General features: G+C 70.3%; 15 protein-coding genes. 9 read left to right on the forward strand and 6 right to left on the reverse strand.

The annotated features are described in order from the left end of the window. The first annotated feature begins 9 nt into the window (after window positions 1-9). The 3 genes from ACH4K4_RS22820 to ACH4K4_RS22830 all read left to right on the forward strand — a co-directional run bounded on the left by ACH4K4_RS22820 (window position 10) and on the right by ACH4K4_RS22830 (window position 3,570). A complete protein-coding gene (locus ACH4K4_RS22820) occupies window positions 10-1,320 on the forward strand; it encodes a S8 family serine peptidase (protein ID WP_398169574.1) in 1,311 nt (436 codons plus the stop codon). 822 nt (window positions 1,321-2,142) lie between these two features. Next, window positions 2,143-2,484, forward strand: a complete 342-nt coding sequence (locus ACH4K4_RS22825; RefSeq protein WP_398169575.1) for a WXG100 family type VII secretion target — start codon at window positions 2,143-2,145, stop codon at window positions 2,482-2,484. Between the two features lie 36 nt (window positions 2,485-2,520). Then, on the forward strand, window positions 2,521-3,570 hold the full coding sequence (locus tag ACH4K4_RS22830) for a PE-PGRS family protein (protein ID WP_398169576.1): 1,050 nt from the start codon (window positions 2,521-2,523) through the stop codon (window positions 3,568-3,570). A gap of 70 nt (window positions 3,571-3,640) precedes the next feature. Here the strand turns inward: ACH4K4_RS22830 and ACH4K4_RS22835 are convergent, their stop codons facing one another. Together ACH4K4_RS22835 and ACH4K4_RS22840 are read right to left on the reverse strand one after the other, a co-directional pair. Beyond that, entirely contained in the window at window positions 3,641-4,633 is a 993-nt protein-coding gene (locus ACH4K4_RS22835; RefSeq protein ID WP_398169578.1) for a PE-PGRS family protein, read from the reverse strand. Window positions 4,634-4,853: 220 nt separating this feature from the next. After that, a complete protein-coding gene (locus ACH4K4_RS22840; protein ID WP_398169579.1) occupies window positions 4,854-5,183 on the reverse strand; it encodes a WXG100 family type VII secretion target in 330 nt (109 codons plus the stop codon). A 449-nt stretch (window positions 5,184-5,632) separates the two neighbouring features. On the opposite strand from ACH4K4_RS22840, the gene ACH4K4_RS22845 reads away from it, so the two are divergent. The 4 genes from ACH4K4_RS22845 to ACH4K4_RS22860 all read left to right on the forward strand — a co-directional run bounded on the left by ACH4K4_RS22845 (window position 5,633) and on the right by ACH4K4_RS22860 (window position 8,189). Next, a complete protein-coding gene (locus tag ACH4K4_RS22845; RefSeq protein ID WP_398169580.1) occupies window positions 5,633-6,250 on the forward strand; it encodes a hypothetical protein in 618 nt (205 codons plus the stop codon). Beyond that, the gene (locus ACH4K4_RS22850) at window positions 6,250-6,969 is read left to right on the forward strand and encodes a hypothetical protein (RefSeq protein ID WP_398169582.1); all 720 of its coding nucleotides are present in this window, start codon (window positions 6,250-6,252) and stop codon (window positions 6,967-6,969) included. Before ACH4K4_RS22845 ends, ACH4K4_RS22850 begins: the two co-directional genes overlap by 1 nt. A gap of 226 nt (window positions 6,970-7,195) precedes the next feature. Beyond that, window positions 7,196-7,765 (forward strand): hypothetical protein, encoded by a 570-nt coding sequence (locus tag ACH4K4_RS22855; protein ID WP_398169583.1) that lies wholly within the window; start codon window positions 7,196-7,198, stop codon window positions 7,763-7,765. 124 nt (window positions 7,766-7,889) lie between these two features. Continuing rightward, on the forward strand, window positions 7,890-8,189 hold the full coding sequence (locus ACH4K4_RS22860) for a hypothetical protein (RefSeq protein WP_398169585.1): 300 nt from the start codon (window positions 7,890-7,892) through the stop codon (window positions 8,187-8,189). Window positions 8,190-8,240: 51 nt separating this feature from the next. On the opposite strand, the gene ACH4K4_RS22865 is transcribed toward ACH4K4_RS22860, so the two are convergent. From ACH4K4_RS22865 to ACH4K4_RS22880, 4 genes are all read right to left on the reverse strand, one after another. Further along, the gene (locus ACH4K4_RS22865) at window positions 8,241-9,578 is read right to left on the reverse strand and encodes an SUKH-4 family immunity protein (RefSeq protein ID WP_398169587.1); all 1,338 of its coding nucleotides are present in this window, start codon (window positions 9,576-9,578) and stop codon (window positions 8,241-8,243) included. After that, complete coding sequence (locus tag ACH4K4_RS22870; RefSeq protein ID WP_398169588.1) at window positions 9,575-11,731, reverse strand: ATP-binding protein; 2,157 nt, start codon at window positions 11,729-11,731, stop codon at window positions 9,575-9,577. The genes ACH4K4_RS22865 and ACH4K4_RS22870 overlap by 4 nt, the downstream gene beginning before the upstream one ends. Before the next feature lie 141 nt (window positions 11,732-11,872). Continuing rightward, window positions 11,873-12,883, reverse strand: coding sequence for a hypothetical protein (locus ACH4K4_RS22875; protein WP_398169589.1), 1,011 nt, complete (start codon window positions 12,881-12,883; stop codon window positions 11,873-11,875). Window positions 12,884-13,183: 300 nt separating this feature from the next. Then, window positions 13,184-13,603 carry a hypothetical protein gene (locus tag ACH4K4_RS22880; protein ID WP_398169590.1) on the reverse strand — a complete coding sequence of 140 codons (420 nt, stop codon included), beginning with the start codon at window positions 13,601-13,603 and terminating at the stop codon, window positions 13,184-13,186. A 273-nt stretch (window positions 13,604-13,876) separates the two neighbouring features. Between ACH4K4_RS22880 and ACH4K4_RS22885 the strand changes: the two genes are divergently transcribed. Beyond that, window positions 13,877-14,185, forward strand: a complete 309-nt coding sequence (locus ACH4K4_RS22885) for a hypothetical protein (protein ID WP_398169591.1) — start codon at window positions 13,877-13,879, stop codon at window positions 14,183-14,185. After that, window positions 14,182-14,940: a WXG100 family type VII secretion target gene (locus tag ACH4K4_RS22890; protein ID WP_398169593.1), complete on the forward strand. Its 759-nt coding sequence runs from the start codon at window positions 14,182-14,184 to the stop codon at window positions 14,938-14,940. Before ACH4K4_RS22885 ends, ACH4K4_RS22890 begins: the two co-directional genes overlap by 4 nt. The last annotated feature ends 94 nt before the right edge of the window (window positions 14,941-15,034 follow it).

Here is a 15,034-nt window from a genome sequence, read left to right on the forward strand (position 1 = left end):
TGTTAGGGCATGAGCTTCGCTCGAGCGCTCCGGGCGGTGGGCGGCGTGGCAGTGACGGGAGCCTTGCTCTTCGGCACCGCGCCGGTGGCTTCGGCGGATGAGGTGCGAGCTGCCCAGTGGCCGCTGTCCTCATTCGAAGCCGAGAAAGTATGGCAGCAATCCACGGGCAAGGGTGTCACCGTCGCCGTAATTGACTCCGCCGTCAACGGGGAGCACCCCGACTTGCAGGGAAACGTTCTGCAAGGGAAGAGCTTCATTGATGGCGGGCGTGCGGATCGCGAGTCAATCGATGACCATGGCACATCGATGGCTTCGATCATCGCGGCACATGGGCACGGCTCAGGGAATGCAGATGGAGTCAAGGGGTTGGCGCCCGAAGCTAAGATTCTTCCCGTCGCTTACCCTGAGATGGGACCTGCTGTCGATAATGCCGACCTAGGCACCGCGATTCGTTACGCTGTCGATTCTGGAGCGTCAATCGTCAATTTGTCGATCAGTGCTGACAGCCTGTCTGAAGTAGACAAGCAGGCAATTGCTTACGCCTACAAGAAGAACGTCCTCATCGTGGCGGCTACGGGCAATGAAGGTAAGCAGATGGCGGCGTTGGCCGCCTCTCCGGGGGTTGTTGCAGTAGGCGCTGTGGGCGCCAATGGAAAAGTGTGGGAAGACTCGAATTACGGCCCTGCGACAATGCTGACGGCTCCTGGGGTGCATATCAGGTCTGCTGCAGCTACGAAGCCCTATCGCCAGGCAACCGGCACCTCGGACTCCACGGCATATGTTTCTGGCGCTGCAGCCCTTCTGCGTTCGAAGTTCCCCAACCTTACTGCCGGGCAAATCGCCAATCGGTTGGTGAAGACTGCTGGTATGCCCCCCGGACTAGAGGGCACGCAACTTCCCGACCCCCACTACGGTTACGGCTTCATCCGCCCCTTGGGCGCTCTGACGCGCGACATTCCCGCCGGCCCCAAGAACGGCCCCTTGAAGGCCCCGGAGGCGCAGCCGTCCGCAGGGGCGAACGCTGCCGGTGGCGGTAATCAGCAAGCCGGGGGCAAGAAGGACGCTGGGGTGAGCACCGGTGTTCTGGTCGGTGTCGGTGTGGGGGTGTTGGCTGTTATTGCCATCATCGTCATTGCAGTGGTTGTCAGCCAGAAGAAGAACCGCCGTAACGGGCCGCCGCCCGGTGGGCCCGGTGGGCCTGGTGGTTGGGGAGGCCCGGGTGGGCCCGGTGGGGCGCCGTATCCGCCCCATGCTTATCAGCAGCAACCGGGTGCTCCGGGCGTGTATCCGTACCCGCCGCAGCAGCCTCCAGCGCAGTAGTTGCCGCCGGCGCTTGCGCTCGGTGTGACGTCCAGTGACATGAGGCCCGCAGTTGTTTTGACTGCGGGCTTCGTCATGTTCGGACGAGCGGTTATGTGATTTTTCGCGATAGGTACTTGCCTTTGTGTATCCGGCTGGGGTTCCTGGGCCGGTGAGGAGAAGGTTAGCGGGAGTAGCGGTATCGGGGTGTCTCCCATTGTTTTTATGGGGCTCGGGCTGATGGTCGCGGTTGTGGTGGTGATTGCGGTCGTTGTCGTCTTGGTTCGGCGCAAGAAGAGCAATGCCGGACCGCCGCCGCTTGGAGGCCCCGGTGGTTACGGCGGGCAGGGCGGCGGTGCCGGGGCCGGTTGCGTGTAGGTGCAGAAGGGGCCCGCAGCTTGGTGCGGGCCCCTTTTTGTGTGGGGTAGGTAGCGAAGGTGGTGCAGTCGTCAGCGGCGTGCGCGGTATTCGCTCGGATGAGTGGTGACAGTTTGGGGTGGTTGGGTGGTGTGTTTATGTTCAATGGTTTGGCTGTACGTGACGCGCTATGAACGTATTAGGTGTGGAACGGCAGCCTCGCCGGGGCCGGGTGGGAGCTGGAGGGGCTGCGTCTGGGTCGCCTGGTTTCCGTGCGGTAAAGGTTTCTTCAGGGCTCTGGGTGGGGTGGGGGAAAGGATCCGTCTGATCGGGTGCCCAGGGCGTTCGCCGGAAGTTTTTCGCGGGCTCGGATCTTTGCTGCGCGCGGTGGCAGCGTGGAAGGCTCGCGGCGCGGCATGTCGGGGGCGAGCTCTAGTTCGTACCTCCTGTTGGGACTTGACTTGGGCGCTCGGGAGATGAGGCGAAGTGGCGGGGAAGTCGTTCGACGTTGATTCGGATGTCGTCAGGCGCCGGGGGGAAGAGTTCGTCGATATCGGTGTGCAGTTCGGGGCTGCTTCGAAACGACTGCAGGACAGATTGGAGAGATTGGGCGAGCCATGGCGGGGAGCCGGGTTCGCGGAGACGTTCGCGATGATTTACGAGCCGGTCCGGGACGGCATGTTCAAGTCCATGGATGCGCTCGGGAAGCGGTTGGAGGGGATGGGGGAGAACTTGCAGGAAATGGCGAGAAGGTATGAGGCGACGGAGCGGGACAGCGTGCAGCTCGTCGGGCAGGTGTCGCGTGCGCATCCCTCTCCCTGGGGGTGACCTGTGGCGCTGACGCTTCCCGGTGAGGTGGTGTGGGTGCTTGACCTGCTCGGGTACAGCTGGCCCGAGGCGGATGAGGGCAAGCTCGCGGAGTGCGGACAGGCCTGGTTGGAGTTCGCTGTCCAGGTTGGTTTGACGGACGGGCGGGGCGGGGCGGCCGCGGGAGAGGTTGTTTTCGTGAACAGCGGAGACGCGGTCGGGCGCTTTGCCGAGGCGTGGGGGGATTTCTCGGGTGGGCCCGGGTCGTACCTGGCCGATGCGCAGATCGCGGCCAATGTGGTGGGTATCGCTTTCGAGGTTGCGGCGGCCGCGGTTCTCATGGCCAAAGTCGAAGTCATCGTGCAGCTCGTGGTCCTGGCCGTCGAACTCATCGCGGCGCAGGCCGCCGCTCCGTTCACGTTCGGGCTTTCCGAGGTCGGCGCGTTGGGGGTGACGCAGGCTACCCGGCTCATTGTGCGGCGGCTCTTGGACGAGCTGAAGCAGAAGGTCGTCGATGCAATCACCAAGGCTATGGCGGAAGCTGCCGAGAAGGGCGTCAAGAAGATCGCCTCGGACCTGGTGAGGGAACAGGTCAAGAATTTCGCTGTGGATTACGCGAGGAAGACGGTCAGGGAGGTCGTCATCGACCCGGCCAAGGAAAAAGCCACGGAGATCGTGACCGGGGCCGGGCAGAACATCGTGCAGCAGGGGATCGAAGCCCGGTTCGGTGCCCGTGAGGGTGTCGACGTGAGGGAGGCGGCGCGCGGCGCCAAGGAGGAGTTCGGGAAGCAGTTCGGTGCGGTTGAGAACGGGGAGTTCAAGCCGGGCGAGTACGTCGCCGGCAAGCAGGACGGCCATGGTGGAAGAGAGGGCGGACTGGCCGGTCTTGCCGACCCCGCGACGCATCGCGACCGTCTCGTTGACGGTGTGAGGGAGTCGGGGAGCAACGTGGTGGAGGCGAAGGTGAGGGCGGGTGTTCAGCGTGCCAGGGGAGGGCGAGCGGGAGGGGAAGGAGGGAGGGAAGAAGCTGGGGGTGTGGGAACTGCGCCGGAGGGGGGTGTCAGCTCTGGTAGCAGCGGTGATGACGTTCGTGCTGTTTTCGGCTGAGGCAAGTTGAGTGGGCGGCGGGCAGGCCGGGCGTACGTGGGTGAGCGCCGGGCCCGCGGTCAGGTCACGCTCATCCGAAGACGGACCGCACCGAGTCCGTGGCGCTGTCGGTGACGCCTTGGTGGCGAGTGGCGGCGCCACCGGTGCGGTTGTCGACCTGTCGTTGGCCCGCTTCGAGGCCGCGGTTGGTCAGGTCTTCCTTGGCGTGGTCGACGTACGTCTGCGGGTCGGCGAGGCTCTGGGCGCCTTCCTTGAGGCCGTCGACGTATTCGCCGGCCTTTTCCTTGCCGATGTCGGCGGTTTCGCCCCAGTCGATACCGTCGCGCGCGCCGAAGTGGTTCTCGATGCCCTGTTGGGCGAGGTTCTGCCCCATTTCTGTGGCGGCTTCGGTGGCCTTGGCTTTGCCCTCTTCGACGACCTTGTCCTTGACGGTCTCCTTGACCGTGTCTTTGACCGTCTTCTTGGCGTAGTCCATCGCCAGTTGGCGGGCTTCCTTGGACACTGCTTTCTTTGCCATCTTTTTGACGGCGTCCATCGTCGCGTGTTCCATGGCCTTGGTGGCGGCCTGGACGACCTCTTGCCTGATCTTGTTCAGGATCTCGCGGACGGCGACCCGGGTGATTTGCGTGGCGCCCGCCGCGCCGGCTTCGGAGAGGCCGAAGGTGAAGGGGGCGGCGGCCTGTGCGGCGATGAGTTCGACGGCGAGGACGACGAGCTGGGCGATGATCGCGATCTTACCGGTGAGGACGGCGATGGCTGCCGCGTCGAAAGCCAACGCGATGACCTCGGCGGCGAGTTGGGCGTCGCGCAGGTAGTGGTCGGAATCGGAGCTGCCGGAGAAAGCGCCCCATTCCTTGGTGAATCCCTCGACGGCTTCACCCGTATTGGCCGCGACCACTTCTTGTGCCGCCGAGGTGCCCTGCGAAGCTGCCTGTTCGACCTGGGTGGCGAAGTTCCGCCAGGTTTCGGCGCACTTGAAGAGGGCGTCCTCGTCGGCCTCCGGCCAGTCGTACCCGAGAAGCCCGAGGACCCAGGCGACCTCGCTCGGCAGCGTCAGTGACACAGTGATCGTCCCCCGTGCGGTTGCAGCCGGATGCGGCTGGAGTGATCTTGGTTGGGATGTCGGATGTCGGTGCTGGTCAGGGAGATGGGGTGGAGTGGAGCGGGGGGTGGGGCGGAGGCGGGGGAGGTGAAGTCGGCGCCTGGGGCTGGATGGCCGTGGTGGGCGGCTGTGGTGCGCGTGCGCCGCGCGCCGGAGCGTCGTACGGACGCGGCGCGGGATGTCAGACGGCGGGGCGGGGAACCGAGCTGACGACGTGGACGCCCTCTTCGTCGGATGCCGCGTACGTGCGCGCCATGCCCTGGAGTTTGTCGCCGATGTCTTCGAGGCGTTCGCCCAGGGAATCCATGGATTCGAACATGCCGTCACGGATCGGTGTGTAGATCGTGTCGAAGGCCGCGCCGAAGTCGGCGTCCTCCCACGGCTTTCCGAGGCCCTCAAGGTCGTCCTTGAGTTTCTTGGCGGCCTTGCCGAACTCCGTGCCGATGTTCACGAACGCATGACCCTGTGTGCGCAGCACGTCAGGATCTACGTCGAATGCGTTGTCCGCCATCACGACCCCCGTCATCCGCGCTTGGGCGCGATGCACTCTCGACACGTTCAGCGTGACTACTTTATGTGGTCTTAACGCAGCCATGTCAAGGCGGCCCATCGGGCACCACCGCCGAGATGGCGATGGGGTTTTGCAAGGGGACAGCGGCGTCGATAGCGGTGGCAATGGGGCGTCGGTGCGGGGGCGGTGTGGTGCCCAGAGGGTGCGGAATGCGATCGAATGCGGATCGAATTCGGGGGGATTGACCGTGCTGGGTCGTTGGTGGCACCCGGAATGGCGGGCGGGAGGGGAGTGGTGCGGGCAGGGAAAGAGGTGGTTAAGTTTCGGTAGCCGCCCCGTCAGCCGGCTGCGCGTCCCATACGGCAAGCGGACTCGGTCGTACGGCCGACGGGCAGCCCGGAAATCCGTCCCCCACAGCAATCCGTCCCCCACAGCAACACGGTCCCTCCATGCCAACGCAGCCCTTCATACGCCCGCGCCCGCCCGGCCGGTCGCCGTCCTCGGGGCGGCCGTCGTCCTCGGTGGGCAGGGTCGTCGGTGCCGGTCTCGTCCTCGCCGGGCTGTTCTTCGGCGGGGTGACCGCCAAGGACATGGGCTACGAGAACGGCCACAAGGGCGAGGCGGGCACGCTCACCGTCAGGGAATGCCGTACGGAGTTCGACCGCGTCGGCTCGTCCCGCCACCGGTACACCCGGCCCGTCGACGTCTGCACCGGCGCCTTCCGTGCCGACGCGGGCGGCGTCACCGTCGAGGACGCGACGGTCGAGACCACGGCCAAGTTCGAGGCCGGGAAGCAGCTGGCGGTCCAGAAGACGGACTACCGGTTCGTCATGATCGACGAACAGTGGGTCTGGCGAAGCCTGGCGATCGTGTGCGTGTCGGTGTGTGCGCTGGTCGCGGGCCTGTTCTGTCTGCTCACCGGGTTCGGCAGCCGCCGTGGCCCGAAGTTCCGGGACGCCTGGCGCCGGATGCCCGGCGGCGCGGCGGCCCGCGTCGTACTGGCCGGGGTCGGCGGCCTGGTCGTGCTCGCTGCCGGTGCCGCCCTGCTCGTCGACGGGATCGTCTGATGCCGCACCCCAAGGCGTCCCGTACGCCGCTCACGGCACTCGGGTCGTTGCGCCGGGGGCTGGCGGCGGTGACCAGCCGCCGCAACGCCGCGCACTACGTGCTCGGGCGCGCCGTCGGCCTCGTCCTCCTGGTGCTCGGGGCGACGGTCTGCGTCCTTTCGGCCAGGCAAACGGCCCTGGCGGCGGGTTACGCGGGTACCCACGGGACGTACACCGTCGGGCAATGTCACGAGCGTTACCAGGCAGGCGGTAGCGGCCGTCACGTCGGCAGGACCGTCACCTGTACGGGCACCTTTCGTGCCGATGGGGGCGTCGGTGGCGGTGCCGGCGGCGCCGATGCGACTGGAGACGGGTCCGAAGACGGTTTCGGGGACGGGTCCGAAGACGGCTCCGGAGGCGGGTTCGGAACGTTTCACCCCGGCACCATGTACCGGCCGGGTTCCCGCGTCCCCGTGCAAACCGGTGACGGAGTGACGTTCACGGTCGCCGGGTGGCCACAGGCGTGGGGCGCCGCCGCGGGGGTGTTCCTCGCGCTGCCGATGCTCGCGGCGGGCACGTTCTGCCTGCTGACCGGCTTCGGTGCCCGCTGGGGGCGGTCGTTCGGTGACAGCTGGGACGGGCTGCCGGGCGGGACGGTGCTGCGCCCGCTGCTGCTGTCCGTTGCCGGGGTGGGCATCCTTGGTGCAGCCGTCTTCTTCTTTTTGCAGCATTACGGGTGACACCGCGGACCGCCTGGCCGACCGGGCGGGTGCCCTCGGGCCGTAGGCTCGGCACGGCGCGGAAGCCCGTACACCCCGCGCGGGCGGCATGTTGCGCATGCCGCGCGCGCATCGCATGTCCTGCACCTACGCACGCCCCTGGAAAGGATCGCTGACCATGGCAGCACAGTCGGAGCACACCAGGTCAGGCGCTGCCCCTGCGTCTAGTGTGAACAATGCGCCGGGTGTGTCGGACGGGGTGAACCGCGTGCTGGGACGGCTGATCGGTGCGGGTGTCCTCCTGGCGGGGCTCATGCTGATCGCGATCGGTGTCTATGTGGGCCCGTATTCGGTGTGGGTGGACGGCAGCCCCGGCAAGATCACGGTCGAGGCGTGTGCGACGGACTACCACTACGCGAACAAGCAGCACTCCGGGAACCGCACGCGCGACATCCAGTGCTACGGCACGTTCCGTTCGGACGACGGCAAGACCAAGGACCTGAACGCCAGCGTCGACTCCTGGCACAAGTTCAAGGAGGGCGACCTGATCGAGGTCCGCCAGGTCGGCCGCTCCAGCTATGTGCAGCACAGCTGGAACCGGCTGGCCAACGGAGTGCTGTGCCTCTGCGGCGGGCTGGTCGTCCTCGTCATGGGTGTGCTCTGCGCGGTGACCGGCTACCGCTTCCGGGGCGCGCCCTCCTTCGACGACGCGTGGCGGTCGGTCGGCCCGGGTGTGCTGCGGACGGTCCTGATGGGGCTGATGGCCGCGGGGCTGATCGGCGCGGTGCTCTCCGGGGCGGTGCTGTTCTTCACGTAGCGGGGAACGCGGTCGTACGCATAACGGGGAACCCGGTCGTACGGACAGTGGGGAACGCGGTCGTACGGGTAGCGGGACCCGCGGTCGTACGGAGCCGAACAGCAGTCCCGTACCATTCCCGCTCATGGACGCACCCGCCGATGAACAGCCCCTGCCCGGAACCCGCGTGGGCCTGACGCCCCGTCAGGCGCGGCGGGTGCGCATCGTGCTGGCCTCCGTGCTGATGGCCGCGATGGCGGCGGTGCTCGTGGTCCGCCTCGCCAGCCGGACGTCGGTCCTGGTGGTGGGCGTGTACGGCGCCGCGCTGATCCTGTGCGGGGTCGTCATCGAGCTGAGCCGGCACGGTCGTACGCGGCTGGGCTCCTGGCTGCTGGGCTTCGGCCTCGCGGCGGCCCTGGCGGCCGACTGGCTGCTGTTGCCCTGAGCGGGCCGCCCGGGGCGTGGGGCGTGCCCCGTCCCCGAACGGCCCGGCCGGTCAGAACAGTCCGTGCCACATCTGCTCGACGATCAGGGACCACCAGTTGCCCTCGTCGTCCAGGGACCACGCGTCGATCGCGACCAACTGCTCCTGGAAGGCGGCGACCGCAGCCCCCGCCGCGCGCGGGTCCATGCCCCGCATCTGCTGCCGGGTGGTCGTCAGCAGGGCCAGCGACCGCAGGAATCCCGCGAGGGAGGCGTTGACGAACCGGCCGCCGCCCGTGGACGTCTGGACCGCCCAGACCGCGCCGATCAGCGACTGGCCGTCCTCCGGCGCCGTGCACTGGACGGTGATCGTGTAGCCGCCGTCCGTACCGATACGGACGTGGCCCGCCAAGGTGGCCAGCGTGCCCTCGGACGCCTGCGTGCCGATCGCCCGCAGGTGGGTCGCCGCGTCGGTGAACAGGCCACCGGCCGGCGGCCGGCCCGCCTCGTCCGCGGTGAAGAAGTACGGCACCTGTACGGGAAGCCCGGCCCAGGTCAGTGTCTTCTTGGCGGCCTCGGGCAGCTGGGTGCGCGCGATGTCGTCGGCGTCCGGCCTGACCACACCCTGCGGGCCGAAGACCTCGGCGAGGCGCTTGCCGAGCGCCACGTCCCGCAGGGGCTCGGCGCGCGGCACGCTGTCGGCGGGCGGAACGGGCAGCCGGTGCGGCCGGGGCGGCGGCTGCTGACCGGCGAGCTGGTGCATCATCTCGACGTGCCGCAGCAGCCCGGCGACGCCCTGGGCGCGCTCCTCGGGCGCCATGCCGTAGCCCTCGGTGCAGGAGAACTGCGCGTTGGGGAAGGCGCGGAAGACGAAGTCGCCGGTGTAGCCGCCGGGCAGCAGGGCTGGGCGCAGGTCGGTGTGGACCGCGCTGACGTCCTCGCCGCGTACGCCGATGCGCCGCAGCTCCTCGGCCAGCTGGTACTCGGCGGGCGGCAGGCCGGGGGCCGACACCCGGACGAGGTTGGTCTCCCCGCCGCCGGCCGGGTCGTTGTACGTCGCCACTGCGGTGTTGCCGGGGCCGGTGGCCGGCGGTTCGGCGGAGGCGGCCGCGGGGGCCCCGCCGCCCGCGCCGTGCTTCTGCTGGTACATCCGTACGACCTCGTCGACCGGCACGGACGGCCAGACCGTCAGCTCGCCGCTGGCGCGGTCGACGACGCCGCAGGCGCTGCCCACCTCCGCCGGAGGCCGCCGTTGGCCGGTCACCGGATCGACCTCCGGCGGCGGCGGAACGGCCCACACCACCCAGCCGAGGTCGAACTCCTGCATGCCGACCTGGCGCGGCCGGCCCTGGTGCCCCTCGGGGTTGAGCCAGCGGTCGGCGGTGGCGTGGGCCTGCGCCTGGGTGATCACGAGCGGTCTCCTTCGCGGCCGTGCGGGCCGGCGGGGGTTTCGGCAGGGTGTGCGGGGTCGGTGGGAGAGGACGGGGCGGAGACGGACACGGCGGGGGGCTCCGGGGCCGCGGCCGTGTCGGCGGCCGGCGCCGGTACCGGTGCCGGCAGTGGGATGTGGAGCGCCTTGACGCCGCGTGCCGTGGCCACGACGAGGACGCCCTCGGGCGAGAGGTCGGCCGCCACGAAAGGAGTGTCGCTGACCAGCGCGGCCACCACTTCCTGGCGCTGCCGGTCCCACACCCGGAGGTAGTCGGCGCCCCGGCTCAGCGCGAGCGGCGCCGCCACCCGCGCGTCCTCCGAGGGGCGCAGCACCCGCGCCGGGTCGGTGTCGACGTACTCCGGCCCCAGCAGTTGGTGGACGAGCACGGCGGCGGCGCCGGTTCCGGTGTCCTCGGCGGCGATCGTACGGGCGCCTGGGGTGCCTTCGGGGACGAGGAAGACGGCCACCGGCAGCGCCGCGGCGGGAGCCGGGACGTCCGCCGTGTCCCCTTCGGCCGGGGCCTGCGGCAGGCTGCCGACCGTGACGCCGGTGACACCGGGCAGCGGCACGCTCCACAGGGTGCGCCACGGCAGACCGAGGCCGAGTGCGTGCAGCGCGTCCGCGTACGGGCCGAGGCCGTCCTCGACGAAGGCCGTCTCCAGGAGCGCCGCGCGGACGGCGGCGGGCGCCTCGGACCGGGTGAGCAGCGGAGCCGTCCGCAGGTACGTGCGGGCGGGCGCGCCCAGCGCTTCGTACGGGACGGCCTCGACGGCCGCGCGCAGCGTCACCGGGTCGGCGTGCACGAACAGCGCCGGGTCGGTGAGCAGTTGGGGCAGCAGGCCGGCGTCGAGGGTGTGCGCGGCGAGGTGGTCGCGGACGTAGGGGTCGGCCCGGGACCAGTCCTGCTGGGGCACGGCCTCCAGCAGGGCCATGGCGATGCGCGTCTGCGCGTCGCGCGGGTCGGCCAGCCCGGCCCGTACGGCGTCCGCGATGCCGGGGTGCGCGAGCCGCAGCAGCATGCGGACGGCGGAGGCGCCGCCGTCGGCGTCCGGCTCCGCCGCGCCTTCCGCCGGCAGCTCGACGGGCTCGACGAACGGCCCCGCGAGCAGCATTCCGGCGGCGATCTCCTGGCTCATGTCGCGCCCGGCGACGGCGTTGGCCAGCGGGACCCACAGGCCGACGGGCAGCCCGTCGCCCTCGGCGAGCGCCAGCGGCGCCAGCATCAGACGCAGCGTCCGCGGGTCGGCGCCCAGCCGCCGGGCGTGCAGGTCCAGGGCCTCGCCGACGCTGCCCGGCAGCTGCGAAGGATCAGCCGGGTCGAAGCCCTCGGGCTGCATGAGGACGCACTGCACGGCGAGTTGCGCGGTCAGCCGGCTGCCGGCGGCGCGCTCCGCGACGGTCTCGGCGAGCGCCCGGCGCGCGACGGGATCTTCCGTATACGGCAGGGCCGGGGCCCCGAACCGAGGGTCGAGCATCGTCTCCGCCTGTAGGGCCAGCCCCTCGGGGTCGGCCCAGCGCGCGTCGTCGAGGTCGATGACCTGGCCCTGGCCGGCCGGCAGCGACTCGACCAGCTCGGCGGCGAGCGCACGCGGCACGTCGGCGAGCAGCTGGACCTTGTCGGCCGCCGCGAGCGGTTTCAGTACGTCCCGTACGAGGCGGGCGGGCTCGCCGGCGGCGCGCACGGGGCCGGCCCGGTCGACGTCGGGGACGACGATCGTCACCGGGTCCGCCGCGGCGGCGAGCCGGGGGACGATGTCCGCGGTGCGGGTGGCGTCCAGGCCGAAGTGGTCGGCGACGGCCCACAGGAACTGGTCGGCGGTCAGCCCCTTGGGGTCGGGGACGGCGGGCGCGGGCAGGTCGGGCGGCACGGTCGTCGGATCGAGGTCGTCCAGCGGCAGCCGCTTGCGGTACTCGGGCTCGCACAGCATGAGGAAGCCGGTCACCAGGCGCGAACGCCCGCTGCCCGGACTCCCGGTGAGCACGACGACGCGGGGCGCGCCGGGCCACTGCATCCGCCACGCGGCGAGCGCCCGCAGCACGGCGGTGCGGCCGCCGATGTGCGGATGCGGCGCGTAACCCTCCGTACTGCCGTGTTCCTCGTCCGAGGCGGTCATGAATTCCTCGTCCCCCATGAATCCTTTGCCTTCCACCGTCGTGGATCGCCGCGTGTGGTGCGCGTACTGCCTGGCTTGCCCGTCGCTCTGTCCGCTGTCTCCCGGCCGATCCTACGATCCGCCTCTGACACCGGGCCCTACCGCCGCCCGGCGGCGGGTTCAGCCCGCGGGCGGCGGGCCGAAGCCTCCCTGGGGCGGCGGGTATCCGCCGGGCGCCTGATACCCACTCGGCGCCTGGTATCCGCCCGGTGCCGGGTGGCCCGCGTATCCCGGCGGGGGCGGCGCCACCTGGTATCCGCCGGGCGCCGGAGCGCCGGGTCCCGGCATTCCGAAGGCCCCGAACCCGGGCGCGCCGACGGGCCCCGGCACCCCCGGCATCCCTGGCAGGGCCGGCTCGCCGCGCCGCCCCATCAGTGCGAGCACCACGACCGACCCGGCCAGTTCCACCACCGTCTGCGCCCTGCCCAGCAGCGCGGCGCCCGGGGCGATGTCACCCAGTTCGAAGAGCGTTCCGGTACGCAGGTACGCGCACATGTTCAGCACGGCGACCGGCAGCAGCGTCAGCGCCAGCCCGAGGGCGAAGCCGCGCGCGGAGACCCGCCGGGTGGCGGCCAGCAGCGCGCCGACCGCGTACAGCGGCAGGAAGGTCAGCCAGGCCCAGCCGGTCGCGAGACCGAGCAGGCCGACGAGCAGGCCGCGACCGAGGAGCAGGGCTTCGAGCGGGGCTCCGTACGTGCCGCCGAGGGACTGCGTCAGCGTGTAGCCGATCCAGCAGAGGCAGCCGAGCGTGAACACGCCCAGCACGGCGGCGGACACGGCACCGGCCGGGCCCGCGGGGCGCAGCGGGGGCGTACCGGGTGCCGCGTTCAGCGGCGGCCAGGGGCGCATGCCCGCCAGTAGTACGACGGCGGTGACGAAGGCCAGCAGCACCACCACGCCCGAGGAGAGGAAGACGTTCATGAGGGTCGTGTCGTCGCCGTCGCCCAGGCCGAGGAACCAGCGCTCGGTCGAGGTGTGGCTGCCGGTGCTGATGATCGCCTGCAGACGGGCGGAGAACGTCAGCGCCGTCGCCACCGCGAGCACTCCGCCGGCCGTCCGCTGCCCGGCGAAAGCGGTCCAGACGGCGGCGCCTTGCAGTACCGCGAGGCCCACGTCGTACGGAGTCGTCACCGGGTAGACGGCGGCGGGCGAAGCCCCGGAACCGGGAGCCCTGCCGCCGGTCCAGAAATCCCACAAAACGGCGGGACCGGCTTCCACAAGATCATGGCCCAGCCATACCAGGGTGTGCAGGAAGAAAAGCAGGCACAACGCACCGGCCGTGATTCTCGCACCCTTACCGAGCGCCCGAATATGTGGCATTTTGCTCCGCTCTCTCCCCCGTGCGCTTCACCGGCACGCGAGCGTGCACATTAGCAATGCCGATCAAGAGAGCGGACAAGCAGGAGAACGTGCTGCCGAATGGGGGCCGGTTCAGTCCCGGTGGCCCCGGCCGCCGCGCCGCGGTCCCGTCACGATGGCGCCCGAAGGGCCGTCGCGCTCGGCGCGCTCCCGGTCCTCCTGCTCCTCCTGCTCCTTCTGCCACTTCGCGAACTGCTCGCGGGACGCCTCCCGCTCGGCCTGCGTCTGGTTCTCCGCGGCCCGCCGCATTTCGTTCATACGGTCGCCGATCGCCCCCATGTAGTCCTCGGACTGGATGGCGTCCTTCATGCCGATCCGCCCGGAGAGCACCTCCTGGGCCATCTCCTGGAGCTTTCCGCCGACATTGGGATTGGTGGCCAGCGTCTGCAGGGCCTTGCGCAGCCGGTGGGCCTGCTCGTGGTCCTGGGCGACGTCCATCAGGTCCTCGTCCTGGATCTGCCGCTCATTGCCCATGCCGCTGTTGCCGCTCATGTCATCTCCCCCAGGGAACTCCGTGGCACAGCAACCGCGTGTGCTGCACCGGCGTCATGAGTCTAATGACGGATGTGAACGACTCGTCAAGGAGGGTTGTTGGCATTGCGGGATATTGGTCCCTTTTCATTCCGCCCGGGTTGCCGTCCGGCCGGTTCGGACGTGGCCGTCGGCCGCAATGCGGGTGTGCTAGACCTGGGACCTTGTCCGGCAGGCCGCCGCGCCATTCGAGCGGCGTCATTCGAGCCGCGCCAATCAATTCGGGGAGAAAAGATGTCAGACGAGGTCCGGATCAGTACCGAGGAGCTGCACAAGCTCGGTACCGCGTTCGAGATATCCGCGGACGACCTGGGCCGTCAGCTGACCTCGTTCAGACGGCGCAGCGACGCCGAAGCGCTGTGCGACGGATTCGGTTCGCGCGCGGCGGCGGGCCCGTACCTGGAGCTGTACGAGCAGGCCGAGCGCGCCCTCGGACAGCTGCGGCAGCGGCTGGCGGAGGTCGCCGGCGGCCTCAAGGAGACCGCCGTGTCGACGGACGCGGCGGAGGACGAACTCGTCAAGACGATCCGGGGTGTCCAGTGACCGAGCAGCGCAATCCCCTGGCCCTGCACGAGGCGGCGGCCGGCTGGCGGGACATGGGCAAGCGCCTGGACGGCCTCGTACGGGACCTGGACCGGCAGGTGGGCAAGGCCGCGGCCGCCAACTGGCAGGGCCCGGCGGGCGAGGCGTTCGCGGCGGACTGGCACCGGCTCAAGCGGTCCGTCGACGAGACGCTGCCGGTCTTCGAGCTGGCCGCCGCCGACCTGGAGAACGCGGCCGCCTCCCAGGACAAGGGGGCGCACGGCGGCGGGGGACAGGGCGCGGAGCCCGCAGCGCACGACTCCGGCTCGGCGGGCTCCCAGGACGACGGCTCGCAGTCGTCCGGTACACAGACCGCGTACGGCTTCATGGCGCTGGGACAGCTCGCCACGTCGCTCGGCGGCGCCTTCCGCGGCAAGGGGGGCAAGGGCGGCCAGGGCCAGCGGCCTCCGCTGACCGCTCAGTGGGCGGCCTCCGGCGCGCCTCAGGGGCCCGACCCCTTCGGGCCGCCGCAGGCCGGTGACCCGAAGAGCGCGCGGGGTGGCGCGGGGGTGGCCGAGGGCGTACGTACGGGAGTGCCGGCGGCCGAGGCGGTCGCCGCCGAGGCGACACCGAAGGCGCAGGCCCGGCGAGCGGCGGAACCGGCCGTCCCCGCGGGCAAGGACGAGCCCGGAGCGGCGCCCGAGACCCCGGAGGCCCGGCGGTCCGGCACCAAGGACCCGTCCCCCGACGTGGGCCGCCACGGCGCTTTCGGCTGAGCCCGCGCGGACGGCCGGCGGCCCGCCCGCAACGACGGTGGGGCGCCCCTCCCGAAGGAGGAGCGCCCCACCGTCTTCCCGTCACCGGCGGCCC

Origin of the sequence: Streptomyces sp. NPDC017529, assembly GCF_044329785.1 — a bacterium.
Taxonomy (GTDB): domain Bacteria; phylum Actinomycetota; class Actinomycetes; order Streptomycetales; family Streptomycetaceae; genus Streptomyces.

Excerpts from the sequence above, each read along its gene's own strand:
- ACH4K4_RS22820 (WP_398169574.1), top strand. The coding sequence starts at position 10 with ATGAGCTTCGCTCGAGCGCTCCGGGCGGTGGGCGGCGTGGCAGTGACG.
- ACH4K4_RS22840 (WP_398169579.1), bottom strand. The coding sequence starts at position 5,183 with ATGGCGGACAACGCATTCGACGTAGATCCTGACGTGCTGCGCACACAG.
- ACH4K4_RS22845 (WP_398169580.1), top strand. The coding sequence starts at position 5,633 with ATGCCAACGCAGCCCTTCATACGCCCGCGCCCGCCCGGCCGGTCGCCG.
- ACH4K4_RS22850 (WP_398169582.1), top strand. The coding sequence starts at position 6,250 with ATGCCGCACCCCAAGGCGTCCCGTACGCCGCTCACGGCACTCGGGTCG.
- ACH4K4_RS22860 (WP_398169585.1), top strand. The coding sequence starts at position 7,890 with ATGGACGCACCCGCCGATGAACAGCCCCTGCCCGGAACCCGCGTGGGC.
- ACH4K4_RS22870 (WP_398169588.1), bottom strand. The coding sequence starts at position 11,731 with ATGGGGGACGAGGAATTCATGACCGCCTCGGACGAGGAACACGGCAGT.
- ACH4K4_RS22880 (WP_398169590.1), bottom strand. The coding sequence starts at position 13,603 with ATGAGCGGCAACAGCGGCATGGGCAATGAGCGGCAGATCCAGGACGAG.
- ACH4K4_RS22885 (WP_398169591.1), top strand. The coding sequence starts at position 13,877 with ATGTCAGACGAGGTCCGGATCAGTACCGAGGAGCTGCACAAGCTCGGT.